Origin of the sequence: Streptococcus sp. sy004 (assembly GCF_007859205.1) — a bacterium.
Lineage (GTDB): Bacteria > Bacillota > Bacilli > Lactobacillales > Streptococcaceae > Streptococcus.
In genome coordinates, this window is sequence record NZ_VOHP01000002.1 from 123,545 (window position 1) to 148,651 (window position 25,107).

At 38.0% G+C, this 25,107-nt stretch carries 27 protein-coding genes; 18 read left to right on the forward strand and 9 right to left on the reverse strand.

Features of this window, described 5'->3' with window-relative positions; all coding sequences use genetic code 11:
* Window positions 1–79: 79 nt before the first annotated feature.
* The 3 genes from FRX54_RS03365 to FRX54_RS03375 all read right to left on the reverse strand — a co-directional run bounded on the left by FRX54_RS03365 (window position 80) and on the right by FRX54_RS03375 (window position 4,530).
* The gene (locus FRX54_RS03365; RefSeq protein WP_146461055.1) at window positions 80–2,428 is read right to left on the reverse strand and encodes a hypothetical protein; all 2,349 of its coding nucleotides are present in this window, start codon (window positions 2,426–2,428) and stop codon (window positions 80–82) included.
* Entirely contained in the window at window positions 2,412–3,086 is a 675-nt protein-coding gene (locus tag FRX54_RS03370; RefSeq protein ID WP_146461057.1) for a hypothetical protein, read from the reverse strand. The genes FRX54_RS03365 and FRX54_RS03370 overlap by 17 nt, the downstream gene beginning before the upstream one ends.
* 259 nt (window positions 3,087–3,345) lie before the next feature.
* Window positions 3,346–4,530 (reverse strand): NAD(P)/FAD-dependent oxidoreductase, encoded by a 1,185-nt coding sequence (locus tag FRX54_RS03375; protein ID WP_146461061.1) that lies wholly within the window; start codon window positions 4,528–4,530, stop codon window positions 3,346–3,348.
* Between the two features lie 109 nt (window positions 4,531–4,639).
* On the opposite strand from FRX54_RS03375, the gene FRX54_RS03380 reads away from it, so the two are divergent.
* Both FRX54_RS03380 and FRX54_RS03385 read left to right on the forward strand, forming a co-directional pair.
* On the forward strand, window positions 4,640–5,176 hold the full coding sequence (locus tag FRX54_RS03380; protein ID WP_146461064.1) for a DUF536 domain-containing protein: 537 nt from the start codon (window positions 4,640–4,642) through the stop codon (window positions 5,174–5,176).
* A gap of 45 nt (window positions 5,177–5,221) precedes the next feature.
* Window positions 5,222–5,812, forward strand: a complete 591-nt coding sequence (locus tag FRX54_RS03385; protein ID WP_146461066.1) for a 3'-5' exonuclease — start codon at window positions 5,222–5,224, stop codon at window positions 5,810–5,812.
* Window positions 5,813–5,849: 37 nt separating this feature from the next.
* Here FRX54_RS03385 and FRX54_RS03390 read toward each other — a convergent pair whose 3' ends face one another.
* From FRX54_RS03390 to FRX54_RS03405, 4 genes are all read right to left on the reverse strand, one after another.
* Entirely contained in the window at window positions 5,850–6,149 is a 300-nt protein-coding gene (locus FRX54_RS03390) for a YbaB/EbfC family nucleoid-associated protein (protein ID WP_146461068.1), read from the reverse strand.
* A gap of 543 nt (window positions 6,150–6,692) precedes the next feature.
* Window positions 6,693–7,823 carry a carbohydrate-binding domain-containing protein gene (locus FRX54_RS03395; protein WP_146461070.1) on the reverse strand — a complete coding sequence of 377 codons (1,131 nt, stop codon included), beginning with the start codon at window positions 7,821–7,823 and terminating at the stop codon, window positions 6,693–6,695.
* 28 nt (window positions 7,824–7,851) lie between these two features.
* Window positions 7,852–8,514, reverse strand: coding sequence for a DUF4956 domain-containing protein (locus FRX54_RS03400; protein WP_186652454.1), 663 nt, complete (start codon window positions 8,512–8,514; stop codon window positions 7,852–7,854).
* Window positions 8,507–9,196, reverse strand: coding sequence for a polyphosphate polymerase domain-containing protein (locus FRX54_RS03405; protein WP_146461076.1), 690 nt, complete (start codon window positions 9,194–9,196; stop codon window positions 8,507–8,509). Before FRX54_RS03405 ends, FRX54_RS03400 begins: the two co-directional genes overlap by 8 nt.
* Before the next feature lie 340 nt (window positions 9,197–9,536).
* On the opposite strand from FRX54_RS03405, the gene FRX54_RS03410 reads away from it, so the two are divergent.
* The 10 genes from FRX54_RS03410 (at window position 9,537) to FRX54_RS03450 (ending at window position 17,188) form a co-directional block, all read left to right on the forward strand.
* Window positions 9,537–9,827: a hypothetical protein gene (locus FRX54_RS03410; RefSeq protein ID WP_261379623.1), complete on the forward strand. Its 291-nt coding sequence runs from the start codon at window positions 9,537–9,539 to the stop codon at window positions 9,825–9,827.
* A gap of 89 nt (window positions 9,828–9,916) precedes the next feature.
* Window positions 9,917–10,087, forward strand: coding sequence for a hypothetical protein (locus tag FRX54_RS06335; protein WP_186652456.1), 171 nt, complete (start codon window positions 9,917–9,919; stop codon window positions 10,085–10,087).
* A 150-nt stretch (window positions 10,088–10,237) separates the two neighbouring features.
* Window positions 10,238–10,426: a hypothetical protein gene (locus tag FRX54_RS03415; protein ID WP_146461078.1), complete on the forward strand. Its 189-nt coding sequence runs from the start codon at window positions 10,238–10,240 to the stop codon at window positions 10,424–10,426.
* Window positions 10,427–10,728: 302 nt separating this feature from the next.
* Window positions 10,729–10,971, forward strand: a complete 243-nt coding sequence (locus tag FRX54_RS03420; RefSeq protein ID WP_146461080.1) for a hypothetical protein — start codon at window positions 10,729–10,731, stop codon at window positions 10,969–10,971.
* A 486-nt stretch (window positions 10,972–11,457) separates the two neighbouring features.
* Window positions 11,458–11,628: a class IIb bacteriocin, lactobin A/cerein 7B family gene (locus FRX54_RS03425; protein WP_146461082.1), complete on the forward strand. Its 171-nt coding sequence runs from the start codon at window positions 11,458–11,460 to the stop codon at window positions 11,626–11,628.
* 158 nt (window positions 11,629–11,786) lie between these two features.
* Window positions 11,787–11,939, forward strand: a complete 153-nt coding sequence (locus FRX54_RS03430; RefSeq protein WP_146461084.1) for a Blp family class II bacteriocin — start codon at window positions 11,787–11,789, stop codon at window positions 11,937–11,939.
* Window positions 11,940–12,270: 331 nt separating this feature from the next.
* Window positions 12,271–13,038: a 30S ribosomal protein S2 gene (gene rpsB, locus FRX54_RS03435; protein ID WP_146461086.1), complete on the forward strand. Its 768-nt coding sequence runs from the start codon at window positions 12,271–12,273 to the stop codon at window positions 13,036–13,038.
* 92 nt (window positions 13,039–13,130) lie between these two features.
* The gene (gene tsf, locus FRX54_RS03440) at window positions 13,131–14,168 is read left to right on the forward strand and encodes a translation elongation factor Ts (protein WP_146461088.1); all 1,038 of its coding nucleotides are present in this window, start codon (window positions 13,131–13,133) and stop codon (window positions 14,166–14,168) included.
* Between the two features lie 107 nt (window positions 14,169–14,275).
* Entirely contained in the window at window positions 14,276–14,734 is a 459-nt protein-coding gene (locus FRX54_RS03445) for a CtsR family transcriptional regulator (protein WP_146461090.1), read from the forward strand.
* Between the two features lie 6 nt (window positions 14,735–14,740).
* On the forward strand, window positions 14,741–17,188 hold the full coding sequence (locus FRX54_RS03450) for an ATP-dependent Clp protease ATP-binding subunit (RefSeq protein ID WP_146461093.1): 2,448 nt from the start codon (window positions 14,741–14,743) through the stop codon (window positions 17,186–17,188).
* A 161-nt stretch (window positions 17,189–17,349) separates the two neighbouring features.
* Here the strand turns inward: FRX54_RS03450 and dusB are convergent, their stop codons facing one another.
* Both dusB and hslO read right to left on the reverse strand, forming a co-directional pair.
* Window positions 17,350–18,330: a tRNA dihydrouridine synthase DusB gene (gene dusB, locus FRX54_RS03455; RefSeq protein WP_146461096.1), complete on the reverse strand. Its 981-nt coding sequence runs from the start codon at window positions 18,328–18,330 to the stop codon at window positions 17,350–17,352.
* Window positions 18,317–19,189 (reverse strand): Hsp33 family molecular chaperone HslO, encoded by an 873-nt coding sequence (gene hslO / locus FRX54_RS03460; protein WP_146461098.1) that lies wholly within the window; start codon window positions 19,187–19,189, stop codon window positions 18,317–18,319. Before hslO ends, dusB begins: the two co-directional genes overlap by 14 nt.
* Before the next feature lie 110 nt (window positions 19,190–19,299).
* Between hslO and FRX54_RS06460 the strand changes: the two genes are divergently transcribed.
* The 6 genes from FRX54_RS06460 to FRX54_RS03490 all read left to right on the forward strand — a co-directional run bounded on the left by FRX54_RS06460 (window position 19,300) and on the right by FRX54_RS03490 (window position 25,104).
* The gene (locus tag FRX54_RS06460) at window positions 19,300–19,944 is read left to right on the forward strand and encodes a CHY zinc finger protein (protein ID WP_398586739.1); all 645 of its coding nucleotides are present in this window, start codon (window positions 19,300–19,302) and stop codon (window positions 19,942–19,944) included.
* A 188-nt stretch (window positions 19,945–20,132) separates the two neighbouring features.
* Window positions 20,133–20,579 carry a 50S ribosomal protein L13 gene (rplM, locus tag FRX54_RS03470; RefSeq protein WP_146461100.1) on the forward strand — a complete coding sequence of 149 codons (447 nt, stop codon included), beginning with the start codon at window positions 20,133–20,135 and terminating at the stop codon, window positions 20,577–20,579.
* A gap of 21 nt (window positions 20,580–20,600) precedes the next feature.
* Complete coding sequence (gene rpsI / locus FRX54_RS03475; protein ID WP_012516324.1) at window positions 20,601–20,993, forward strand: 30S ribosomal protein S9; 393 nt, start codon at window positions 20,601–20,603, stop codon at window positions 20,991–20,993.
* Between the two features lie 159 nt (window positions 20,994–21,152).
* Window positions 21,153–23,198 (forward strand): AAA family ATPase, encoded by a 2,046-nt coding sequence (locus tag FRX54_RS03480; RefSeq protein ID WP_146461102.1) that lies wholly within the window; start codon window positions 21,153–21,155, stop codon window positions 23,196–23,198.
* Window positions 23,179–23,472: a hypothetical protein gene (locus FRX54_RS03485; RefSeq protein ID WP_146461103.1), complete on the forward strand. Its 294-nt coding sequence runs from the start codon at window positions 23,179–23,181 to the stop codon at window positions 23,470–23,472. The genes FRX54_RS03480 and FRX54_RS03485 overlap by 20 nt, the downstream gene beginning before the upstream one ends.
* Window positions 23,473–24,057: 585 nt before the next feature.
* Window positions 24,058–25,104: a zinc-binding dehydrogenase gene (locus FRX54_RS03490; protein WP_146461105.1), complete on the forward strand. Its 1,047-nt coding sequence runs from the start codon at window positions 24,058–24,060 to the stop codon at window positions 25,102–25,104.
* Window positions 25,105–25,107 lie beyond the last annotated feature (3 nt).

Below are 25,107 nucleotides of genomic sequence, written 5' to 3' on the forward strand. Positions count from 1 at the left end.
ATCGTTCTATCAGATGATTTTTAACAAATTAGGCCATCAAAAAAACTAGAGTTCTTAGTGACTCTAGTTTTTATTTTGTCTAATCAGTGTTAAACTGATTTTTTGTTTTTCTAGCTTTCATAAATCCCAACAGACCAAGTCCTAGGAATGTAAGTAGCTTACTGTCTCGACTGGCTGTTTTTGGAAGTTCCCTTCTTTCAGCTTGAGAGACAGTGGCTTGCTTTAAGTCAGTCGTAGCACTTGGCTGACTGCTATCAACTGTCATAGCTTGATTGACCTTAGCTACTAACTTAGCGTAGTCTTTAGGGTCACGCTGAGCTAAGTGGTTGGGATTAGCTACAGTTTCTTTGTTAATGTTGCTAGTATTCTCTTTGTCAGCAGATTCTTTGCTAGTGTTGCTAGTATTCTCTTTGTCAGCAGATTCTTCGTTAGTGTTGCTAGTATTCTCTTTGTCAGCAGATTCTTCGTTAGTGTTGCTAGTATTCTCTTTGTCAGCAGATTCTTCGTTAGTGTTGCTAGCATTATCTTTGTCTGCAATTTCCTCGGTGATTATAGCAGGTTGATTTTCAGTGTTTTTATTATTTTCTGCTATAGTTTCTGCTTTTTCTAAAGCCAACTGAGCCTGTTTTTGTTGTTCTTTAGCTTGGTTGAGGTTTTTTTGGATAGAATTTAATTCTTGAAGTTTAGAATTATATTGTTGACTGCTCAAAGTTAAGCGTTCTTGTGCTTGACGATAGCTTTCCTCAAGTTCTTTAATGTTATCAAATTCTTTAATATTGTAGCTAGAATTGACGCCATAACGTTCTTCATATTCTAAATAAATTTTCTCACTAAGTTCTTCTAATTTTTGGAGATAAGGTTCATATTGTTTAGCACCTTTAAGTCTATAAAATTCATTTTCATAGACACTAATTTCTTCGTTAAGGTTTTTTAATTGTTCTCTCAATTCGTATCTTTGATCAAATAGACTTTTATAGTAATCATAGTTAGGTTCATCAGAGGAGAAGCGACTAGGTATTTGTTTAGTTAGTTGATCGATTTGTTCGGCTAGAGTCAGTCTTTCGTCTCTAAGGCGAATATAGGTTTCATTATTATAAACCTCTTGAGCTTTTTGTTCATTTGTCTCTTCAAGAGCACGATACTCTTTAGTTAGAGATACATACTCGTTACCATAAGTACCCAAGAATAACGATTTTGAACCAGAAATTGCTGATAGAGTTGTATTAAGTATTTTGTTATTCCAAGCAACACTAATTCCTTGTGTGTCATTACGAATCAGACTTAAAGCATGTCCGAATTCAGAACCTCCATCTTTTCTTTCTCCCCCATCATGAAGGAAGAATCCTTTTACAGCACTGTAAACCCAACTAAATAAAAATTCTTCGGTTACTTTATCATTAACTATCCAAGCGTCATGACCAGGAGAAGAACTTAAATTTTCGTAGTAGTTCCAATGTCCCCCATTTTGAAATCCAAATTTTTCTGCTCCTGTATTGATACTTAATGTATGGTGGCCACCAGTTCTTTTATCCCATTCATCTCGATTGTTTTTATTTTCTAATGTTAGATTAGCATATCCATTAGAAACTACATCAGCAAATCCCATTAAATTTTTATTGATTTGCATTTTTTGATCATCACCTAGTTGCTCATGGATGCTGTTGACTAGCTTGGCAAAGTAGAGATTGAGACGAATTTTTAGTTCATCAGGTAGATTATTCATATCATAAATGGCTTTATCTTCACTAATAAGGTATTGATAAGTGGGTTTTTCACCAAAAACAGTAAATGGATTTTGCTCTTCACTGGAATCTTCGAGTGTATTTAGTTTATCAAATGCTTGTTTTATTTCAGGTTTATTAAGATTAATTAAATTAGAGTTAGTGGAATCTCTAAGAATTTTGAAATTGTCTAGCCAGTCTTGGCTTAGTTTGATTTGACTAGGGTATTTATTATCATCTGTGCTGTTGAGAGCAGTTTGAGCAATTTCAAACTCTTTTTCAGCTTGTGTTTTGCTAGTGAGAGCCTTTGTTACTTGAGTTTGGTAGTCTTCGAGTTTTGTTTCTAAAATGTTAACAAGATCTGTGGCGTCAGTTAGGTTTGTTTGAGCTGTTGCAACAGCAGTTTCCTGCTCAACTGACTCAACTTGACTAGAAATAGTTTCAGCTTCAAGTAGCTGCTCGGAGATATTGTCTGAGGAGCTAGAACTTAATTCGGTTGATTTTCCGTTAGAATTAGTCATTTGTTCGACAGTTGTTGAGGTTTGTTCTGTAGCAATCGAGGTGTTTTCTGAGAGTATTTCATTTGTGGTTGATGTACTGGTATCTAGTGCTTCATCGGCATATACAGTATTAGTTAGAGCAAGACTGAGACTAGCTAAAGCACTGGTAGCGATAAGGGTTTTGGCTGATTTAAGTTGTTTGGTCATGATTTTTCTCCTTTTGTGTATCTATGTCGTACTGATTATAATGACGAGTAATGAGTAGATAGTAAACTTGTTTTCTAGTTCGTTTATCTACATCTAATCCACGGAAATGTTTAAAGAGCTTAATTACTATAAAAATCAATAATATAATTGGAGGAATAAGTATAGAGACGGAAATAAATTGTTGAATAAACCTATCTTTTCCTATTTGTTCTTGTATGTCAGCAATAAGTTTAGAAGATAACATCGAAAAAATAGTTAAATTTAAGATAGTTTCTACAATGGGCTTTAAAGAAGAACTACTACTTTCAACTAGTTCAATTTCCTTGATTAGTCCTTGACAGACTTCATCAGGTAGTTTTTGAATCGTTTTTTCAAACTCTATCTTATCGACCTTATCATAAAATCTTTCAGGAATTCCAAATATTTTTATCAAAGATATAATAATAGTTGTAATTAGAGCTGTAAGAGAAATATATTGATCGAACTCTTTACATGGTGAAAATTTAAACGAAGCGATTAGTGGACTTGATAAAAGAAATATTAAACTAATGATAGTTATAACTTTTTCTTTATAAGATAAATTAGAGAATTTTGATGAGCTTTTAAATAAACCATTATAAAATGAACTCATCTGTTTATCCCACTTATATTTTGACAAAATAGTTGTCTCCTTTCTTCTTCAAAAAATCGCTATACCACTCTCCTGTCAAGTGGTATGGATGGTATTATAGCTGTTTACCAACGCCTATAATACCTATAAACAAATAACCAGCCCTTACTCTCTCAAGAAGTTAAGACAGACGAAAGTTAGGGCAGGAGTAACAGACTTGCCCCGGCGTGAAAGCGTTTAGGCAACCGGTTAAGTATCTTGGCAACAAAAAAGACTAGAAGGGTAGTCTTCTAGTCAGTTTTTTCTTTTAGCTCCAGCTGTTAGGATACTGGCTACCAGCCACCCAGCCAGTGCAAAGGGCAGAAGTGATGTTAAAGCCCCCTGTGTGGGCGTTGATGTCCAGCACCTCGCCAGCAAAGTGCAGCCCAGCAACCTTTTTACTTTCAAGAGTTTTGGGATTGATTTCCTTAAGGTCAACCCCACCCTTTGTGACAAAGGACTTGGCAAGGGACATCTTACCAGTCACAGGGATTGGCATGGCCTTAATCTTATCAACCAAGTCAAGCAACTGCTTGGGGTCTAGTTGTTTGACCTTTTCTGGTAGGTCTTGGGCTAAAAAGTCAGCCAGACGCTCAGGCAGTTTTGCCTTGAGGGCATTTTTGAGTGATTTTTCCCTTTCTTTTTCTAAATAGCCGAGCAGGTCATCTGATGTGACTTGGGGGAGAAGATCCAGTCGGAGTTCTTCGCCACCCTTGACAAAACTAGACATGCGAAGGGCAGCAGGGCCAGACAAGCCAAAGTGGGTAAAGAGTAGGTCATGGGTGATGACATGCTTGTCATAGCTTAGAGTAACCTCGTCCAAGGAAATGCCCTGTAATGCCTTGTGGTTGAAGTCGGTCAAAAGAGGGCTTTCAGCCGACTCAAGAGGCGTGACTGCCAGTTTGAAGTGGCGAGCCAGGTCATGCCCAAACCCCGTTGAGCCAGTTGAAGGGTAGGTCTTGCCACCAGTCGTCACAACCACCTGATGACTGGTTAGGCTCTCATCAGACGACTTGACATGAAAGAGGTCGTCCATCTTTTTGACCGAAACCACTTCGGTTTGGGTCTTAATCGTGGCACCGAGTTCTTGTATCTTGTCTTCCAAGCAAGCGATAATGCTGCGTGACTTATCTGTGACAGGAAACATACGCCCATGATCTTCGACCTTGAGAGCACAGCCATTGTCCTCAAAAAAGTTGATAATGTCATGATTATCAAACTGAGAAAAAACGCTATACAAGAAGCGGCCATTGCCAGGGATACCAGCTAGAAGGTCGTCCAAACTACCGTTGTTGGTGACGTTGCAACGTCCACCACCGGTACCTGCCAGCTTTTTACCCAAGCGTTTGTTTTTTTCGATAAGGAGGGTTTTCTTGCCATGAAAGGCAGAAGAAATCGTCGCCATCATACCAGCCGGCCCTCCACCAATAACAATCGTATCATAATGTGTCATGCTTTCATTTTACCATAAAGAAAGAGCAACCGCCATCTTTTGCAAAATTGACATAGACAGGCTCTTATGGTAGTATGAATAGTAAGAAAAGTGCAAGAAGAGGAAAAAAATGGGAGTAGAAAAAACCGTCAGCGAGCTGGCTGAAATCTTGGGTGTCAGTCGCCAAGCTGTCAATAATCGTGTGAAAAATCTACCAGATGAAGACCTTGAAAAAAATGAAAAAGGGGTCACTGTGGTCAAGCGTAGTGGCTTGATTAAGCTAGAAGAAATTTACAAAAAGACGATTTTTGAAGATGAGCCAGTTAGTGAGGAAACCAAGCAGCGTGAACTGATGGAGATTCTTGTCGATGAGAAAAATGATGAGATTGCAAGGCTCTATGAACAACTCAAGGCCAAGGACATCCAGATTGAGAAAAAAGATGAGCAGATTCGTGTCAAGGATGTTCAGATTGCTGAAAAAGACAAGCAACTGGATCAGCAGCAGCAACTAACTGCCAAGGCGATGGCTGACAAGGACACGCTCAAGTTAGAATTAGACGAAGCCAAGGCAGAAGTGGATCAGGCTAGAACGCAAGTGGAAGAGATTCAGACCAAGGTTGAGGAGAAAAAAGGCTTTTTCGGTCGTTTGTTTGGTCGTAAGAAGTAAAAGACTGGGTAAAGCTAGTCTTTTTTGATTAAAAAGGAGAAACCCATGCAGAAACTAAGTGAGTATGTTGCTTTTGATTTAGAATTTAATACGGTAGATGGTGTCAGTCATATCATTCAATTGTCTGCGGTTGCCATGCTTGACGGTCGGGAACTTGCTCAGTTTGATTCCTATGTCTATTCTGAAGTGCCTTTGCAGAGTTTTATCAATGGCTTGACAGGTATCACCCAGGAGAAGATTGAACAAGCACCGACCTTGGAGCAGGTCTTGGCTGATTTTGCTGACTTTGTCGGGGAGAAGGCTTTGATCGGCTACAATGCTCATAAGAGTGATTTGCCCCTTTTGTTGGAAAATGGTTTGGACTTAAGTCACCAATATGCCCTTGATGTCTTTGACCAAGCCTTTGATAGACGCAGTAGTGACTTGAATGGCATTGCCAATTTGAAATTGCAAACGGTCGCTGAGCAATTAGGCATTTCTGGGAAAGGGCATGATAGCTTGGAGGACGCAAGAATGACGGCTCTTATCTATGAAAAATTTTTAGAATTTGATGAGAATAAGGCGCTGCTTGAACGACAAGAAACAGCAGTCAGTCATCCCTTTGCTGGTTTAGATTTGAGTTCATGGTTGGACTAAAAAACTCACCTGTTATCAGGTGAGTTTTTATGTGGGCTTAAAATGGTAATTTACCGGCAAAAGCACCCAGTGTTTTTTGAGTTGCGGCATCAATCTGTTGCAGAGCGTCATTGACAGCTTGTGTGGTCATGTCTTGTAAGGTTTCAAGATCGTCTGGGTCAACCACATCAGCCTTGAAGTCAATGCTCACTAGTTTTTTATCACCAGTAAAGGTTGCAACCACCAAATCCTGAGCAGACTTGCCAGTGAAACTGGTTGCAGCAAGCTCAGCTTGGCTCTTTTCCATTTGCTTTTGTAGTTTTTGTGCCTGACGCATCATGTTTTGCATATTCATCATAAGATTTCTAAAATTCCTTTCTTAGTAAGGGATTAAGCCTTGTTGGTTAGTGATAGTACACTACTGGATGAACAACATCAGTCATCTAGTCGCATACTTTACTGTTATCATTATATCATGTTTAGGGTGTAACTCAAACTCTAGGCTAGTTTTTGTTTTTTCATCAATTTAGTTTATTCTGTCTAATTAGACTATTTACCTCTGCCCAAAAGTCGCAAGCTAGTCTGACGAGCTAAGGCCTGTCTGCCCAAAATGGGCAGACGTCCTCACAGTTGTGAGGACCTTATTTCCAAAGGAGGTTGTCCTCATCACAAGATTTTTTAGGCCTGCCCCTTTTGGGCAGAGTAGCTCACAAGGTTTTTGTGTTTGTTCCAAAAGGGAATCAATTGTTCGATGGGCTTTTTGGTAAAAATTCTTAGATGCTATTCGCTGTTTATCAGAAACGATGGCAGAGAGAAGAGTGATTTCAAAAGAGTTAACAAAACTCCCTATCGGAATGATAGGAAGTTTATGGTTAGAAACGGTATTTTTTAATTTAATATGTTAAGGAGCTCCAAAGCCGCCACGTCCGCCAGGGCCAGTTGCGATAATCTCTGTTTGTTTTTCTCCGTTAACGATAACAGTCCCACCAGTCATCTCGGCTTGAACATCGTAGTCAAAGGCAGATTGGGCAGTAATGTTAAGTTGTCCACCTGAGATGTAAATGCTGCCGTTGGCATCAATAGCGTCTGTATCTCCTGAACCAACTTCAACAGTGACATCACCACCAGTGATTTTGATAAAGACATCAGATGTGAGCGTACTTGAGGCATTGATGGCATCATCAGTGGCATAAAGTTTCAAGGTGCCACCGTTTATGGTTACGGTTGCTCCTTCTAGAGCTTCCGTGGCATTTTGCACAAGGATGTTACCACTATCAATGGTCAAGTGCGACTCAGCCTTAATGGCATCGTCACCTGCCGTCACGCTAATGTCGCTATTTGCAATATAGGTAATTCCCTTACTCAAATCTTCGTCATTAGTGGCTTTTAGGCCGTCGCCTCCAGCAGTGACTTGAATCTTTCCGCCTGTAATTGTCAATTCATCTTTACCACGGATACCGTCATCAGCCGCCTCAACAGTGATTTGACCAGATAAGATGGCCAGACGATCGTTAGACACAATCCCGTCTTGATAGTTTCCCTTGACGGTCAAGCTACCATTTCCTGTAATCGTCAAATCATCCTTAGAATAAAGAGCTCCCTCAATGCTGCTATCTGAATGTTTACTGCTATCAGTGATGGTGTTTTCGGTATTATCTTGTAATTCCACGACAAGATTGTCAGCCGATTGAACATAAAGGGCAGCATTGTCCTGACTTGAAATATTGGCACCTGCTAATATCAAACGAACATTTCCAGTGGTATTGACAATCACCCCATTGGTTGTCGTTCCTGTCAGTGTATAGGTTCCAGGTTCTGTGATGGTGAGTGTGTCTTGTCCAAGTTCAATTGTTTTAGAAGGGAGAGAGTCCCAAGCAATCTCGCTCACACTAGTTTGTAAGGTTGTTTGTTGAGTGGAAGTTGCTGTCGTTGTTGCCGTTGATTGTGCTTGACAGGCTGCGAGGGTCAAGGTTGAGGTCAATAATAGACTGGCTAGGGCTTTTTTAGTTCGATGTGATAATGGTAAAAACATGATAATCTCCTTGTGTTCTAGTGATATTCTATAAGCCAGCCTTGTTGGGGTTGGTGCCAAGAATAATGGCTAAGTTGCGATTGCGAATGCGTAGGTCATTGATAAAGGCTCTACGATCCATTTGTTTAGGCAATTCCAAATGGTAATTTAATTCAAAAATTGACCCCATATTTTTCAGCCGAATGCTTTCTAAAGTTGCTTTCACCTGATATTGTTCAAAGACAGGTTGTAAGACAGTTTCGTGTTCAAGATCTTCTGGCATCGAAATGGTTAGGTATTGGCTGCTATTGCTTGGATCAAAAAGGGCGAGATGATGAAGTAGCAATAACACGATAGACACAAAGCAGGCCGCAAATAGTGCCACAAAGACATAACCTGTTCCGATAACCAAGCCCATAGTCATGGCCGCAAAAACACTGATTAGCTCACGAGAAGTCCCTGGCATGGAACGAAAACGAATCAAGCTGAATGTTCCCATAATAGCCACACCAGTTCCTAGATTGCCTGATGTCATCATAATCACGAACTGAACCAAAATAGGTAGGGTGACAAGGGTAATGGCAAAGTTTTTCGAGTAATGTGTGGTTTTAGCATGTACCCCTGCCACCATAACGCCTACCAAAAGAGCAACGGTAGAAGTGATGGTTAAAGATGACAAGGTCACTCCTTGAGCTAAGATTGAATCAAACATGAATGAGTTCTTCCTTTCTTGCTTTAGTAAAAATCTTTCCATACTTAGAAAAAGATTGTGGGTAAATACAATGTTGCGAGAGGTAGTTAACCAACCAGTCAGGCAGGCCTTCTTTGGTTTTGATTTCCATGATAATTCGTGGTTCATCAAAATGAGGCGTCATACTAGTATCAGAAAATAAATCTAGATTGGTCGTTGATGAGCGTAGTCGTTCATCAAAGGTAATGCGTAGGTCAGAAGACGCCTCTTTAGCCATATAAGACGTTCGATTGTAAATAATGAAAATCTTTGGAGCGAGTTGTTTTTCTTGAAATAAATGGAGGAGTTCTCTAGCGATTTGACTATCAGGGAGCTGCTTTTTATCAAGAAAAGTTTGGTAGTCGTCTTGACTGATAATAATACGACGTTTGAAGACCGTGCCATAAATTTTTGATTTGATTTCTAAAAAGACTTGGTCAGTCCCGGCATAGTGGCGAGCTCTGACCTTGCATTTATAATCTGTTCCATGAATCGAATTGATAATCATCTCGTCATGGACATTATCAAAATAAACCGTGTTATTTTGTGTCTTGAAGTAAGGGTCAGGTAGCATGCGTTCCTGTAAAAAGAGCGTAAGCTGTTCATATTCTGCTTGATTTAGTAGGTACTTTTTTTCTTTTCGCTTAAAAAAATCTTTTGCCATATACGACTTTCTATGATTAAGATAACTCAAGCATAGCAACGAAAACTTTAACTTATCTTAATCTTTCTGAAAGAAACGGAAAAATTTTCATATTTTCGACATATTACTGAAAATATGGGGGGGGGGGTAAGTGTTTTTTTGATATTTTTAGGAGATTAGACTGCGTAATAATAGCTTTTTGAGTGGGTCTATGCTATAATAAAAATATAAAGAAAGCGATTACACAAAAGAAGAGGAGATTATGAGTAGAGATTCTCCAAAAGATAAATCGATAGCAGTTTCGTTACAAATATGGTGGAACACCTAATTCATGTAATGGTTACTAAGGAAACAACATAATATGAAAGCACGTTATAACGGAAAAATTGTAGATGTTTGGGAAATTGGTAGAGATACTGAGCAACCTGAATGGGTACAAGACGCTTTTACAAAAAAATACATTTGCTGGATAGATAATCATGTGAGAATTTTAATGGCTGGCTTAAAACCTTCTTTGAGAACTAACTTCAAAATTGGGGCAACAGGAACAGCTGGGGGTGCTTTACGTAAGATGCCAGCACATCACTATGGAGCAATTTTCGGAGATAAAGCTCCAACAGGGTTAGTGTATGCTAGTCGATTGATGAATTAGTCATAACAAAGATAATAGTTTTACTAACAATTTTATATTTTCTTAATTAAGAATTAAAAAACAATGAATTTAAAAAGTGGAGGAATGAGATGAAACAAAATGATACAACTTTTTTATTTATTCTTTTCAGCATTTATTCTGTACTTGTTATTTTATTTGATGCAGGGCTTTTAAATTTTAACTTAGAATATTATTTACCATTACCTTTAGCCATTATATTTTATTGTCTAAGTTTAACAATGACTTCGATTAAAAAATAAGGAGAAATTAACCTAGGTTTAGAAGTAGCTATACTTATGGTTTCATATAATATTGGTAAAGGTTTGAGAAGAAAGTTTGGAAGATAAGTCAAATTTTTAGATGATAATAAAGGTATAAAGAAAGCGAATATATAAGTAGGAGGGGAACTTATGACAATCACAGGTAAAAAAGTATTTCAGGTAATTTATGTTTTAAATTTATTATTCCATTGTGTTTTTCTTACCTATCAGTTTCGTCAGATGGGCAACGTTGAGCCTAATTATCTACTAGTAGCAATCATGAGTGTGATTAGTACAACAGTGATTTTAATATCAATTAAACATACAGAAAAGTCATAAAAAACTATTGCTCTTGAAAAAGGATAACTTCATAATGGTAATTATATCTTTATAACAATTGTATTGGTTCAATTCTATATCATTTATAAAACGGTAAAACAATCTAAACAAAGCGAAAATTTTTATTCTCTATTTAGTATTAACGCATTTCTATTATTATTTCTGGCCTCTAAAAATTTAGTATTTGTTTGGCTTGCTTATTTGGTCTTTATGTTAATCATTTTGTTTTCAAATGACAATTGTTCCTAATATGTTATTGTGACGTATTCTATTATGGTAAACAGTTAGACGGTGTATTAGTTATGGGACAAATTGATTATTTTAAATGGATTTTAATCGCTATTGTTGTGGTCTTTTGGATTTATACGATTATTTGTGACATTATTCTTCAAAAGAATTATCAAAAAACAGCTTTTTTTCAAGCGTTTATTTCTGCTTTTATTGTTGAACATAATGTGAGTGATAAAGTTAATTCTTTTTCGATTATTGTGTTTTTAATTTTTATTCTGATCTACTTTGATTTTAAAAAGAATAATAAGTATTGATTTGGATAAAATTTTGCCTAGATAAAGGGAGAAAAGAGGTGAAAATGAAATACTTACCAGAATTACTTGCTTTTATCATCATGTTAGCGTATCTAGTGTTAACCGTTTTGAATGATACAAAGATCTATCCAATGTCTCAATGGCTACAAGTTTTTGATCCAACGTTACTGATACTAAATGGGGTGTTGTTGATTATGATTAGTAGAGAAATACGGGGGAAATGATGTCACTTGATTTGAAATTCTTTACGCTACTAGTTGTGGTAGTCTATTTAATATTTAGGTTAAAAAATTCGGCCGAGTCAGAGTTATTCATCTCTAAGTTTGCCATTGCCTTTCTAGTGGGTTTTACTATTATTAATGAAGTAATTTCGATGATTTATCAATTAACTCATTAGTAAAAAAGCTGAGCAGAAAAGCTTGGCTTTTTTTGTTTTATCTTTGGTTTTTACTATAAAAAAGCGAATAGATAGAAAGGAGAAATAAAATGAATACATTAGAAACGTTAAATCATGTCAATACAAATGTTTTAAATCTTTCAGATCAGGAATTGATGAAAGTGGAAGGTGGTATTCTTCCAATTGCTGTAGCAGCAACAATTATTTCTGGTTCAGCTTTTGCTGGTTTTAGTGCAGGAATTGCTGTTGGTTTATCATAAAATAAACATTAATTAAGAGGTGCATTATGACAAAAGAGATTAAGCCAAATATTTCAGCAGTGATTATTGCTGTAGCATCATGGATTGGATTACTTGTAGGTGTGTTTTTGGGATTAAATTAAATGATTTAAATAACAGGCTCATAAAGGAGTTAAATCATGGAATTAATGAATAAATTTGAAGAAATGACGACGGAAGAACTTGCAACTGTTGATGGTGGAATGGGCGTTTTGGCAGTTATTGGCTATTCTGTTCTAGCCGGAACAGGAGTGGGTATTGTCGGCTATGGAGTGGCTAGAATTTTTGGGTAAATGATTTATTTTGATAAGAATTTAGCAACCTGACTTCCACGTCATGTTGCTTTTTATGGTATGGAAGGTACTGTGACTATTGTGACAGGTCAATCAACATATTTTTATTATTATGTCAATCGATTTTTTAATCAATAAGAAAAGCAACACCATAAAAACACGCTATTTTACATTAAAAAAATTGCAATTCTTGAAGTAATGTGGTATCATATAAAGGTCGGTGTTTTCCGATAATACTCATCTCAAATGGATTGTGGGTCTGTTGCCGTTATGGTGGATTTGCGAGTTTAAGTTTGGGAGAGGCAAAAACATATTAAAAGGAGAAATACTCATGGCAGTAATTTCAATGAAACAACTTCTTGAGGCTGGTGTTCACTTTGGTCACCAAACTCGTCGCTGGAATCCTAAGATGGCTAAATACATCTTTACGGAACGTAATGGTATTCACGTTATCGACCTTCAACAAACTGTAAAATTGGCTGATCAAGCATACGACTTCATGCGTGATGCAGCAGCAAATGATGCAGTTGTTTTGTTTGTTGGAACGAAAAAACAAGCAGCAGAAGCTGTAGCAGAAGAAGCAACTCGTGCAGGTCAATACTTTATCAACCATCGTTGGTTGGGTGGAACCCTTACTAACTGGGGAACAATTCAAAAACGTATTGCACGCCTTAAAGAAATCAAACGTATGGAAGAAGAAGGAACTTTTGACCTACTTCCTAAGAAAGAAGTTGCACTTCTTAACAAACAACGTGCTCGTCTTGAGAAATTCTTGGGTGGTATCGAAGATATGCCACGCATTCCAGATGTAATGTACGTTGTTGACCCACATAAAGAACAAATCGCTGTTAAAGAAGCTAAAAAACTTGGTATTCCAGTTGTAGCTATGGTTGATACAAACGCTGATCCAGATGATATCGATGTAATCATCCCAGCTAACGATGATGCAATCCGTGCTGTTAAATTGATTACAGCTAAATTGGCTGATGCTATCATCGAAGGTCGTCAAGGTGAGGATGCAGTTGTTGAATTTGAAACAGCAGCAGAAGCTGATTCAATCGAAGAAATCGTTGAAGTTGTTGAAGGCGACAACGCTTAATCAGCTCGATAAAATTTGAAATTAGACCAAACGGGGCAAAGCTAACCGCTCTGTCTCCGTTTTTTATTGAAACAATATTTGGAGGATGAAAAATGGCAATTACAGCAGCTCTCGTAAAAGAATTGCGTGAAAAATCAGGTGCTGGCGTTATGGACGCTAAGAAAGCCCTTGTTGAAACTGATGGTGACATTGATAAAGCGATTGAATTGCTTCGTGAAAAAGGAATGGCTAAGGCAGCTAAAAAAGCTGACCGTGTAGCGGCTGAAGGTTTGACAGGTGTTTATGTTAACGGTAATGTTGCAGCAGTTGTTGAAGTGAATGCTGAAACAGACTTCGTTGCTAAAAATGCTCAATTCGTTGAGTTGGTTAACACAACAGCTAAAGTTATCGCAGAAGGTCAACCTGCTGACAATGAAGCAGCTCTTAAATTGGTAATGCCTTCAGGTGAAACGCTTGAGGAAGCTTATGTGAACGCAACTGCAACAATCGGTGAAAAAATTTCATTCCGTCGTTTTGCCTTGGTTGAAAAAACAGACGCTCAAGCCTTTGGTGCTTACCAACATAATGGTGGTCGTATCGGTGTTATCACTGTTATCGAAGGTGGTGACGAAACACTTGCTAAACAAGTATCAATGCACGTTGCAGCAATGAAACCAACTGTTTTGTCTTACACTGAACTTGACCCACAATTTGTTAAAGATGAGTTGGCTCAATTGAACCATAAGATTGAACAAGATAATGAAAGTCGTGCGATGGTTGACAAACCAGCTCTTCCACTTCTTCAATATGGTTCAAAAGCTCAATTGACTGATGAAGTCATTGCTCAAGCAGAAGAAAGCATCAAGGCTGAATTGGCGGCAGAAGGTAAACCAGAGCAAATCTGGGATAAAATCTTGCCAGGTAAAATGGATCGCTTCATGCTTGACAATACACAAGTTGACCAAGCTTACACACTTCTTGCACAAGTTTATATCATGGACGACAGCAAGACAGTTGAAGCTTACCTTGAGTCAGTAAATGCTAAGGCTGTTTCATTTGCTCGTTTTGAAGTAGGTGAAGGCATCGAGAAAGCATCTAACGACTTTGAAGCAGAAGTTGCAGCAACTATGGCAGCAGCCCTAAATAACTAGGAAAACTAAAAGTTCTAGCTTAGCTAGGACTTTTTGATTTATTGGCGTAAAATACGAATTTATGATAGAATAGTCAAATAAGGTCAAGTTCTTAGAAAGAGGGACGTATGGTAAATAAAAGCACATCTGATAATATTGAAGAATACATAAAGAAAATATTACTCCAAGAAGGAATTGCTGAAATTCGTCGTTCTAGCTTGGCAGATTTTTTTCAAGTTGTCCCTAGTCAGATTAACTATGTCATTAAAACTCGTTTTACCGAAAATCGTGGTTACATGGTAGAAAGTAAGCGTGGTGGTGGTGGCTATATTCGAATTGCCAAGGTCACTTTTTCAGATAAACATAAATTGTTGAGTAATCTGAGAGAATCTCTAGGACTGAGAGTTAGTCAAACAGTTTTTGCGGATTTGATACAGTATCTTTTTGATGAAAAAATCATTAGTCAACGTGAAGGTGAAATGCTATTAGCAACCAGTTGTGATGAAGTGTTAGGTCAAGATGCTCCAGCAATTCGTGCACGTATGTTAGACAAACTATTACAACGATTAGATAGAAAAGGACAATAATAAGTGATGACACATCAGTATTCACTAAAAATGCAGGAAATTTTTGGCTTGGGTCAATTTATTGCGGTCAGTTTTAAGAGTAAATTTTTAGAAAGTTGGCATATTCTTTTGGCAATGACCGCAACAGAAGGTTCTGTTGCTGCACTTAGTTTTTTAGAATATGATCAAGAAGTTCCTCTTGAGCGTTATCAAGATGCCGCGATTGAAATGATAGGACAAGAACCTGAGGAAGCGAATCTTGGTTTTTCTTTTGTGCCTCAATCTCAAGCCTTGAGTCGTCTGTTGGATTATGCTAGTGAGATTTGTGCAGTGACCTCAAACAAAGAGATTGGTTCAGAGCATGTCTTGGAAGCAATTTTACTAAGTGAGGATACAGTTGCTTTTAGATTGCTGCAATTGGTTGGTTTTGATCGTAATGTTGAACAAGGTGAAATGGTTAAAATCCATGATTTGCGAAAGACTGTTGAAGCCTATGCTGGCTTTACTAAGGATCAGATCAAAGCAATTCGTGAGTTAAAGGTACCAAAAAAAGCTAAAAAAGGTGGCTTTTCAGAGATGATGAAGCCAGTGTCAACGGCAGGTGAATTAGAAGAGTTTACTCGTGATTTAACAGCTTTAGCTCAAGCAGGTAGGCTGGATCCAGTTATTGGTCGTCAAGAAGAAATTACTCGCATGATTCGTGTGCTTAGTCGTAAAAGCAAGAACAATCCTGTTCTCGTTGGTGAAGCGGGAGTGGGTAAAACCGCTTTAGCTTATGGTTTGGCACAACGTATTGTGGCAGGTGAAATTTCTTATGAATTACAAGATTTTCGTGTTTTAGAATTAGATATGATGACCGTTTTGGCTGGAACTCGTTTTCGTGGTGATTTTGAAGAACGCATGAATAAGATTATTGCGGATGTTGAGACAGACGGCAAGATCATTCTTTTTATTGATGAGCTGCATACCATTATGGGTTCAGGTAGTGGCATGGAAGGTACTTTAGATGCGGCAAATATTCTTAAGCCAGCTCTTTCTCGTGGGTATCTTCGTTTGGTAGGGGCAACTACTCAAGATGAATATCAAAAACATATTGAAAAAGATGCGGCACTTTCTCGTCGTTTTGCTAAGATTACTTTGGAAGAGCCAAGCATTGAAGAAGCTTATCAGATTCTTTTAGGTGTTAAAGAAACTTATGAAAGTTATCATCGGGTTGTTTTATCTGATGATGTGGTGTTAACAGCTGTTAAGGCAGCCCACCGTTACCTAACAAGCAAGAGATTACCTGATTCGGCCTTGGATTTGTTGGATGAAACCAGTGCAACTGTCCAAACCATGATTAAAAAAGAATTAGGTAGTCATTTAACGGCTTTAGATCAGGCCTTTTTAGCGGCAGATATGAAACAAGCTAAGGCTCTATTTAAGCAAGTAGATAAGCAAGATAAGTTGATGAAGCCAATTGAAGTGACATCAGTTGATGTGATGAAAACTTTAAGTCGTTTGTCGGGTATCCCTGTTCAAAAATTAAGCCAAGCAGATAACAAACGCTACTTAACTCTCGAAAAAGAGTTGCATAAGCGAGTGATTGGTCAAGAACAAGCCGTTTCAGCTATTGCTCGTGCCATTCGTCGTAATCAGTCTGGAATCCGAACAGGTAAGCGACCGATTGGCTCTTTCATGTTTTTGGGGCCGACAGGTGTTGGTAAAACAGAATTGGCTAAGGCCTTGGCTGCCTTATTGTTCGATGATGAATCAGCTCTTATTCGTTTTGACATGAGTGAATACATGGAAAAATTTGCAGCTAGTCGTTTGAATGGGGCGCCACCAGGTTATGTTGGCTATAATGAAGGTGGAGAGTTGACAGAAAAAGTGAAAAATAAACCTTATTCTGTTTTACTTTTTGATGAGATTGAAAAAGCTCATCCAGATGTGTTTAACTTGCTGCTACAAGTTCTAGATGATGGTGTCTTGACAGATAGCCGTGGTCGTCGAGTTGATTTTTCAAATACCTTGATTATCATGACCAGTAATTTGGGAGCGACTGCTCTGCGTGATGATAAAACCGTTGGTTTTGGGGCAAGGGATTTGAGTCAAAACCATACAGCTATGGAAAAACGTATTTTGGAAGAGTTGAAAACGTCTTATCGTCCAGAATTTTTGAATCGTATTGATGACAAATTGGTTTTCCATAGTTTGACGGAAGATAATCTTTTTGCGATTGCTAAATTGTTGATTCAGCCTTTGGTAGTTCATCTAGCAGAACAAAATATTGTGCTTAAAGTCCAACCTGCTGCCTTGAAACATTTGGCTAAAGATGGTTATGATGTGGAGATGGGAGCTCGCCCTCTACGACGTACTATTCAAACTCAGGTGGAAGATAGGCTGGCAGAATTGATTCTAGGCGGAGAGTTAACGGCTGGTCAAACGCTGAAAGTTGGCTTGAGCAAGAATAAATTAAAATTTGATATCGTATAGGTAAAAACTGGGATGCTATCCCAGTTTTTTTGTGATAAGTATGTTGTTCTAAACTAGAAAAAGAGTGCCAAGTGGCACTCTTTTGGAGATCTATGAAAAACAAATAATATTTCGGATGAGCTTAGTATAAGTGATGAAACTTAAGTCTAACTAAAACTAACCTACCGACGCGCTGAAGCAAAAATCTCATCAACTTCTGCTAAACTTTCTGCACGAGAAACAGCCCCACGGATCTTGGCAGCTCCTGACGTTCCTCGCAGATAGTGTGGTGCAAGCCCACGAAATTCACGAACGGCAATGTGCTCGCCTTTAAGTTTAACAAGGCGACGTAGGTGTTCATAGGCGATGTCCAATTTCTTTTCAAAAGGTAAATCTGGTAGGATTTCCCCTGTTTCAAAATAGTGGTTGATCTGAGTGAAGATGTAAGGGTTGTTCATGGCAGCTCGGCCAATCATAACAGCGTCGGCACCGATTTCCTCAATCATAAATTTAGCTTCTTCAACGCTACGAATGTCTCCATTAGCCATAAAAGGAATCTTAGTTAGGGCTTTGGCAACCTTGGCTAAGGTTTCGTGGTCACAAGTGCCAGTGTACATCTGTTCGCGTGTGCGTCCGTGCATGGCAAGGGCAGACACACCAGCAGATTCGGCAGCAAGTGCGTTTTCAACTGCTAAAGAAGCGTCAGCCCAACCTGTTCGCATTTTGACCGTTAGAGGAATGTCAAGCACAGATTGAACCTTGTTGATAACAGAATAAATTTTTTCAGGGTCTTTGAGCCATTTAGCACCAGCTTCATTTTTAACAATCTTATTCACAGGGCATCCCATGTTGATGTCAACAATATCTGTTTTGGTATTTTCTTGGATGAATTCGGCTGCACGAGCTAGACTGTCGCCGTCACTACCAAATAGCTGAATAGAAACTGGATTTTCCCCATCTTCGATATGAAGCATGTGCAAGGTTTTTTCATTGTTGTACTGGATTCCTTTGTCTGACACCATTTCCATAACGACTAGACCAGCACCAAATTCCTTCGCGATGGTACGAAAGGCAGAGTTAGTCACGCCAGCCATTGGGGCAAGTACTGTCCGATGAGGGATTTCTACATTGCCAATCATAAATGATGAATTAAGCTTTGTCATTGATTAAATTCTCCAAATCTGTTTCGGTAAAGTAATAATTTGTGCCACAGAATTGACAGTTGATTTCTGCTCCGTGGTCTTCGTCTTTCATCTCTTGTAAATCTGTTTTTGGCAGGGTGATGAGGGCTTGCTCAAAACGCTCTCTAGAGCAATCACAAACAAAAGCAAGCTCGCTTTCTGTAAGACGCTTGTATTCGTCTTCGCCGTAAATGGCATCGAGCAGAGCAGTCAGGGGATCTTCTGCAGCTAGTAGATTTGAGATAGCAGGCATAGATTGAATACGGTCTTCATAACGCTTGATTTCAGTTTCGGGTGCACCAGGTAAAACTTGTAGCATAAAGCCACCTGCAACTTTTACTTGATCCTGTTCATCAAGCAAAACATTAAGCCCAACAGCAGAAGGAGTTTGCTCGCTCTCTGTCAAATAATAGGCCAAATCTTCGCCGATTTCTCCACTAATCAAAGGAGTGGTTGAGGTATAAGGATTACCGGTTCCGTAGTCAACAATGGTAATAAAATGCCCTTGTCCCATAAAAGGACCGACCAGCACTTCGCCTGTGGCAGTTTTTTTGATGTCAACGCCCTTGTTTTGAATATAACCTTTGACCTGTCCTTTGGTATTAGCGACGGAAATGACATGGCCAAAAGAACTATTACCAATAACTTTGACGGTCACTTTACTATCACCTTTTTGATTGGCCGCTAAAATAAGGTTGGCAATTAAGGTGCGTCCTAAAGCCACAGTAGAGCTAGCTTGTGTTTGATGTTTTTCTTGGGCAGTACGGACTGTTTCGGTACAATCAAGCACGAAAGCACGGAAATAGCCAGAACTTGCTATTGATTTAACTATTTTATCCATTTTTTCATTATATCATAAAGGTTAAAAAATAAGTGAGAAAAGGAATTCTTTTGACAGACTTCTTATGATGAGGTTATATTGGTTTTAATCTTATTGCGAGGAGAAAGAGTGTGTTCAAGTTAACTCAAGACGGAAAACTAGAGATTAATTGCCAAAAACAAGCCAGAGTTGTTTTGATAGTTGAGGGCGAAAGTCAAGGATTTTTAGTTAGTCCACCTCTTGCAAATGAGCGAATAGTTAATCTTGGAGTGTCTTCTAACGGAGAATTGCTTGAGTTGCTAGATGCCCACTTATTGTTAGTCAAACAGGGGAAGTGTCTTTTGATGACGTCTGATTTGCAACAGACTAGATTCAGATTGGCAGATTTTTGGTCGGCGGATCAGCGTTATCTTGTGACGAAAGATGGCAGTTGTGTGGATTTAGTTGTGGATCAAAAATGGCCTGAGCATATTTATGGTGATGTGGTTGATTTGGAAACACGGTGCCTACATTATCATAGTGCTAGGGACATCGTGGCACTTAGGTGTTTTTCTTGTCGTCGTTACTATCCGTGTTACCATTGCCATGACACCTATGAGCAACATACTTATCAAGCCTACTCTAGTCAATCAGAAGATGAGGTTGTTTTTTGTGGAGCTTGTCAGATAGGTATGACAGCTCTGGCTTATCGTCAGGGGAAAAGTGTCTGTCCTAATTGTTCTGCAGCGTTTAACCCGGCCTGTAAGGAACATGAGAGTATTTATTTTAGTGATTAAGAGTAATAACAATCTTTCTCAAAATTATTAAAAAAATAAAGTATAAATACTTGACGATAGTCTATATGATTTGATAGAATAATAAGCGGTATTGTTTACCCCATTTGAAAGGCCCCGGAACCCTTCAAATAACTTGTGGACTGGAACATCCACACTAGTAAACAAAAACGATTCGTATAGGAGAAATCATGAACAAAACAACATACATGGCTAAGCCAGGTGAAGTTGAACGTAAATGGTACGTGGTTGACGCAACTGATGTACCTCTTGGACGTCTTTCTGCAGTAGTTGCTAGCGTACTTCGAGGTAAAAACAAACCAACTTTCACACCCCACACTGATACAGGTGATTTTGTCATTGTTATCAACGCTGAAAAAGTTAAATTAACTGGTAAAAAAGCGACTGATAAAATTTACTACACTCACTCATTGTATCCAGGTGGTTTGAAACAAATCTCTGCAGGTGAGTTGCGTTCTAAAAACGCTGTTCGTTTGATTGAAAAATCAGTTAAAGGCATGCTTCCACATAACACTCTTGGACGTGCTCAAGGAATGAAATTGAAAGTATTTGTTGGCGGTGAGCATACTCATGCTGCACAACAACCAGAAGTACTTGACATCTCAGGACTTATCTAAGAGGAAAGGAGCAAATAAATTATGGCACAAGCACAATATGCAGGTACAGGCCGTCGTAAAAACGCAGTTGCGCGTGTACGTTTGGTTCCAGGTACTGGTAAAATTACTGTAAACAAAAAAGACGTTGAAGAGTATATTCCACATGCTGATCTTCGTCTTGTTATCAACCAACCTTTTGCGGTAACATCTACTGAAGGTTCATACGATGTTTTCGTTAACGTTGTTGGTGGTGGTTACGCTGGTCAATCAGGTGCAATTCGTCATGGTATCGCCCGTGCATTGCTTCAAGTTGACCCAGATTTCCGTGATTCATTGAAACGTGCAGGTCTATTGACTCGTGACGCACGTATGGTTGAACGTAAAAAACCAGGTCTTAAGAAAGCTCGTAAAGCTAGCCAGTTCTCAAAACGTTAATCTTTTATTTGGATTATGTTACAGAAAAACATTTCTCAGTGTTGAGAGATGTTTTTTTATCAAAATATAAGATAATTGGCTAATTATAATTCAAGTGAAACTTATTAATAAAGTCAACTGAAGAGACAGTAAATTGATAGAAAGGTTAAGAATTGCCTAATGACTAGAAAGATTGATTTTCATATCCACACTGTTTCAAGTATAAAGGATTCTAAATTTGTATTTTCGTTAGAGTGGTTAAAAAAATATGTTGAAACAACAAAACTAGATGCAATAGCAATAACAAACCATGACTTATTTGACAAGGAAAATTTTGAAGAAATTAAGGAAGCCTTAGAAGGAATTATGGTTTATCCTGGGATTGAGCTTACCTTAGATGTTGGACATGTAAATATAGTTTTTCCTGTTGATTGCATTGATGAATTATCAAACTTTTCAAATTGGTTGTCTGAAATTCATCAAACCCAGTCAGAAAGTATCACAAGTGAGAAGTTATGTGAACAATTACCTTGCTGGAATAAGGGGATTTACATATTTGAGCTTGGAAAAAGTAAAGGAGTAAAAGAAATACCCAGTGTATTAAATAGCGTTGTACATGTTGGTGGTGTCCCTAACCAACTAAGATTTAATATCGCTCATAAGAATTCTGAAACTTTAATTCCTTGTTTGTTTAGTGACGCTCACGCCACAGATAGTGACACCAACGACAGAAATAATATTCAAAAATTACAAAACAAACAGACGTATCTACAGATTGACTCATGTGAATTTGAGGATATAAAAAGATGTTTGCGTGATAGAAGTAAAATAAGTATAAATAAGGATAATTTACAAAGTGTTATCAACGTTAATGGAGTAAATATTTCTTCAGGTCTTAACTTGGTAGTAGGAAAACGTGGAACTGGCAAAACTCATTTTTTGGAAAAAATAAAGGAGGAGTATGGCGAAAATGAATGCTATGAAATAAAACAATTTGAAACCGCTCGAGCTGATGAATATATTGAGAAACAAAGAAAAGAACAAGGTTTATCGGCTCTACATTTGTGGCAGGAAAAATATGAAACTCAATTTTCGAAAGTTAAGGATTATTTAAATAATGATGCAACGGAACAAGAAAATATTGAAGGATTTTTAGATGACGTTAAAAAATATGCTAATGAAATGGCTATAAGTAAATCAAGTAAAAAATATGTATTATTTCAAGAATCTGAATATGAACTATCCGAGATAGGTTATCTAGAAAATGCACTCGTAAATATTAAAGAAGTTATTGAAAAAACTGAAATTTGGAACTTATTAGAAAATAGGATCCAAAAGAAAAATAATTTTATTGATGTTTATTCAGAGCTCAGAGGGGTATACTTGAAATTCAGACAAGAGAATGACATTAAGGAAAAAGTTAATGAAATTATGGATGAAGTTAAAACTACTCTTACAGCTCGTACTGGAATTTCAAATGTTCAACAATGCAGTATTAACAAAGTTATCCGTAGGATACAATTAGAGAAAAAAATAAATGAGTTTCTAAAAGATATTATTACTGAGACTTCGCTAAAAAATGAACGTTTGCATGGTTATCAGATACAAGTAAATTTAGTTCCATATGAATTGGCTAGTCAGTTTCAAAAAGAGGTTGGGACGAGAGAAGCTGTTAACGATGATTTAATGGAAGCTTACAAAAAGAAAGAGTTTACTACTTTTTTAAACATTTTAAAAGGTAAGAAGTTTTATAATGAAGTAAATCTTGCAGAATATCTAGTGCGTAAAGAAGTTAAACTTCTTGATTCAGATGGGATTCCTGCTTCGGGTGGGCAAGCTGTAGGATTTGCTCTTATGTTAAGGCTAAATGAAGCTAAAAATAAGCCAATTATACTAATAGACGAGCCAGAATCATCTTTAGATAATGCTTATATAAGAAACGAGTTAAATAAAGAACTGAAGCAACTTGCAAGAAATAGTATGGTTATTGTTATAACACATAATTCTACATTAGGTACATTACTAGAGCCAGATTATCTGATTGTCACTTCAAAAGACAATGACGGAAATTATTCTATTATGTCGGGGGAATTCAGTTCTACTAAAATAAGGGATTCTATAAAAAGGATCGAAGAAAAAAGCTACGATAAATTTATTGAAGCAATGGAATCTGGAATAGAGTCTTATGCTAAGAAGGGAGAAGTATATGCAACTCTTAACAGTTGATGATGAAGGGTGTTATTTTTTGATAGATGGTGATGAAATAAAACCAGAAGAATTGTCTAAAGATAATCTATTGAAATTATTTAATAAAATGTATGAGGAAGGTATAAGCGAAGTTCAAATTCCTGAGGTTGAAGAAATTAATAGTATCAGAAATCCAGTGGAGAAAGAAATTGTTAAACAAATTATTGAAAAAGTAAAAGAATTTGTTAGTAATCTAGAGCAAATGAAAAAAGATATTGAATCTTCATTTCCAAGTTTAAATCCTGAAGACTAACAAAGCGTTATTTTGATTTATAACAAGATCTAACATTGAACTAGATCTCAAAAAAGCACTCGAGAGTTTATCTCTTGGGTGTTTTTTGATGATTTTTTGAAAAGGTTACTTGTATCTATCATGATAATCTATTGTATAAGATAGCTAGTTATTTCCAAGAGTCATGGGATAGTCTAACCAAATAAATGAGGTCTGTCCAAAATAGGTAGATATACTGACAACTGTGAGGAGCTTTTCCCAAAAAGGGCAGATATGCTCACAGTCTTGAGCTTGCTTGCCCAAAAGGGATTGATTTCCTCACGGTTGTGACGAGCTGTTTTCCAAATGGATTTGTTCTCCTCACAAACTTTTTTGGTTCAGCCCATTTTGGGAAAACTTCCTCACAACAGATTTTTTCTGATTTTCTTTTGGAGCAGACTGATCTCGCGTGTGTTTTTATTGGCTCTAAAAAGAAAGTATCACTTAGATTGTGAGATCTAAAAATTCTGGGAGTCTTTGATGAGTAGTCAACAGTAAGTAGGACAATAGCCTTTTTATTAAGTCTATGTTATAATGAGTGGCACTAATATGATAAGGAGATGACTGATGAAAGTTGCTATTTTTGAAAAAGCAGGGTCGATGATTGTCGAGGAGCGTGATAAGCCGACTATTCAAGCAGCGGATGATGCCATTATTAAAATTGTGCGTGCTTGTGTTTGTGGGTCTGATCTGTGGTCATACTCACATGGTGATGCTCGTGAGCACAACTCAATCAATAGTGGTCATGAGGCACTTGGTATTGTAGAAGAAGTCGGACCTGACATCACGACAGTGAAACCAGGAGATTTTGTCATTGTTCCTTTTACTCACGGTTGTGGTGAGTGCGATGCTTGTCGTTCAGGATTTGATGGCACTTGTGATAATCATCCTGTCCCAACGAATTGGGGTGGTGGTTTCCAAGCAGAATACTTGCGTTTTCATTATGCTAATTGGGCGCTTGTTAAAGTGCCAGGCCAACCGTCAGATTATTCTGAAGGGATGTTAAAATCTCTCTTGACCTTGGCAGATGTGATGCCAACAGGTTATCATGCTGCACGGGTAGCCAATGTTCAACCAGGCGATAAGGTTGTTGTCATTGGTGATGGCGCAGTTGGTCAATGTGCTGTAATCGCAGCTAAAATGCGTGGAGCTTCTCAAATTATCATGATGAGTCGTCATGAAGATCGCCAACAAATGGCACTCTCGTCTGGTGCGACAGCCGTGGTTGCCGAACGTGGTGAAGAAGGTATCCAAAAGGTTCGTGAGATTCTAAACGGCGGTGCAGATGTTGCCCTTGAATGTGTCGGAACAGAAGCAGCCCTTGAGCAAGCCTTGGGAGTTCTCCACAATGGTGGACGTATCGGAGCAGTCGGTGTCCCTCACTATGGCGATCGGAAAATTGGATCGACCTTTGCTCAAAACATCACGATTGGTGGCGGTTCTGCCTCAGTTACCACTTATGACAAGCAGTTCTTGCTCAAAGAGGTGTTAGATGGCAATATCAATCCTGGAAAAGTCTTTACGCATACTTATGACTTAGCAGAGGTTAATCAGGCCTATCAAGATATGGCAGACCGTAAGGCGATTAAGTCAATGCTCGTTGTCGCTGAATAAGGT

Coding starts and splice junctions, on each gene's coding strand:
- FRX54_RS03485 (WP_146461103.1), top strand. CDS start 23,179: ATGCAACTCTTAACAGTTGATGATGAAGGGTGTTATTTTTTGATAGAT.
- rplM (WP_146461100.1), top strand. CDS start 20,133: ATGAACAAAACAACATACATGGCTAAGCCAGGTGAAGTTGAACGTAAA.
- tsf (WP_146461088.1), top strand. CDS start 13,131: ATGGCAATTACAGCAGCTCTCGTAAAAGAATTGCGTGAAAAATCAGGT.
- FRX54_RS03480 (WP_146461102.1), top strand. CDS start 21,153: ATGACTAGAAAGATTGATTTTCATATCCACACTGTTTCAAGTATAAAG.
- FRX54_RS03450 (WP_146461093.1), top strand. CDS start 14,741: ATGACACATCAGTATTCACTAAAAATGCAGGAAATTTTTGGCTTGGGT.
- FRX54_RS03365 (WP_146461055.1), bottom strand. CDS start 2,428: ATGACCAAACAACTTAAATCAGCCAAAACCCTTATCGCTACCAGTGCT.
- FRX54_RS03375 (WP_146461061.1), bottom strand. CDS start 4,530: ATGACACATTATGATACGATTGTTATTGGTGGAGGGCCGGCTGGTATG.
- FRX54_RS03385 (WP_146461066.1), top strand. CDS start 5,222: ATGCAGAAACTAAGTGAGTATGTTGCTTTTGATTTAGAATTTAATACG.
- FRX54_RS03490 (WP_146461105.1), top strand. CDS start 24,058: ATGAAAGTTGCTATTTTTGAAAAAGCAGGGTCGATGATTGTCGAGGAG.
- FRX54_RS03420 (WP_146461080.1), top strand. CDS start 10,729: ATGGGACAAATTGATTATTTTAAATGGATTTTAATCGCTATTGTTGTG.
- FRX54_RS03405 (WP_146461076.1), bottom strand. CDS start 9,196: ATGGCAAAAGATTTTTTTAAGCGAAAAGAAAAAAAGTACCTACTAAAT.
- FRX54_RS03425 (WP_146461082.1), top strand. CDS start 11,458: ATGAATACATTAGAAACGTTAAATCATGTCAATACAAATGTTTTAAAT.
- FRX54_RS03430 (WP_146461084.1), top strand. CDS start 11,787: ATGGAATTAATGAATAAATTTGAAGAAATGACGACGGAAGAACTTGCA.
- FRX54_RS03390 (WP_146461068.1), bottom strand. CDS start 6,149: ATGATGAATATGCAAAACATGATGCGTCAGGCACAAAAACTACAAAAG.
- hslO (WP_146461098.1), bottom strand. CDS start 19,189: ATGGATAAAATAGTTAAATCAATAGCAAGTTCTGGCTATTTCCGTGCT.
- FRX54_RS03445 (WP_146461090.1), top strand. CDS start 14,276: ATGGTAAATAAAAGCACATCTGATAATATTGAAGAATACATAAAGAAA.
- FRX54_RS03410 (WP_261379623.1), top strand. CDS start 9,537: ATGAAAGCACGTTATAACGGAAAAATTGTAGATGTTTGGGAAATTGGT.
- FRX54_RS03380 (WP_146461064.1), top strand. CDS start 4,640: ATGGGAGTAGAAAAAACCGTCAGCGAGCTGGCTGAAATCTTGGGTGTC.
- rpsI (WP_012516324.1), top strand. CDS start 20,601: ATGGCACAAGCACAATATGCAGGTACAGGCCGTCGTAAAAACGCAGTT.
- FRX54_RS03415 (WP_146461078.1), top strand. CDS start 10,238: ATGACAATCACAGGTAAAAAAGTATTTCAGGTAATTTATGTTTTAAAT.
- FRX54_RS03395 (WP_146461070.1), bottom strand. CDS start 7,823: ATGTTTTTACCATTATCACATCGAACTAAAAAAGCCCTAGCCAGTCTA.
- dusB (WP_146461096.1), bottom strand. CDS start 18,330: ATGACAAAGCTTAATTCATCATTTATGATTGGCAATGTAGAAATCCCT.
- FRX54_RS06335 (WP_186652456.1), top strand. CDS start 9,917: ATGAAACAAAATGATACAACTTTTTTATTTATTCTTTTCAGCATTTAT.
- FRX54_RS03400 (WP_186652454.1), bottom strand. CDS start 8,514: ATGTTTGATTCAATCTTAGCTCAAGGAGTGACCTTGTCATCTTTAACC.
- rpsB (WP_146461086.1), top strand. CDS start 12,271: ATGGCAGTAATTTCAATGAAACAACTTCTTGAGGCTGGTGTTCACTTT.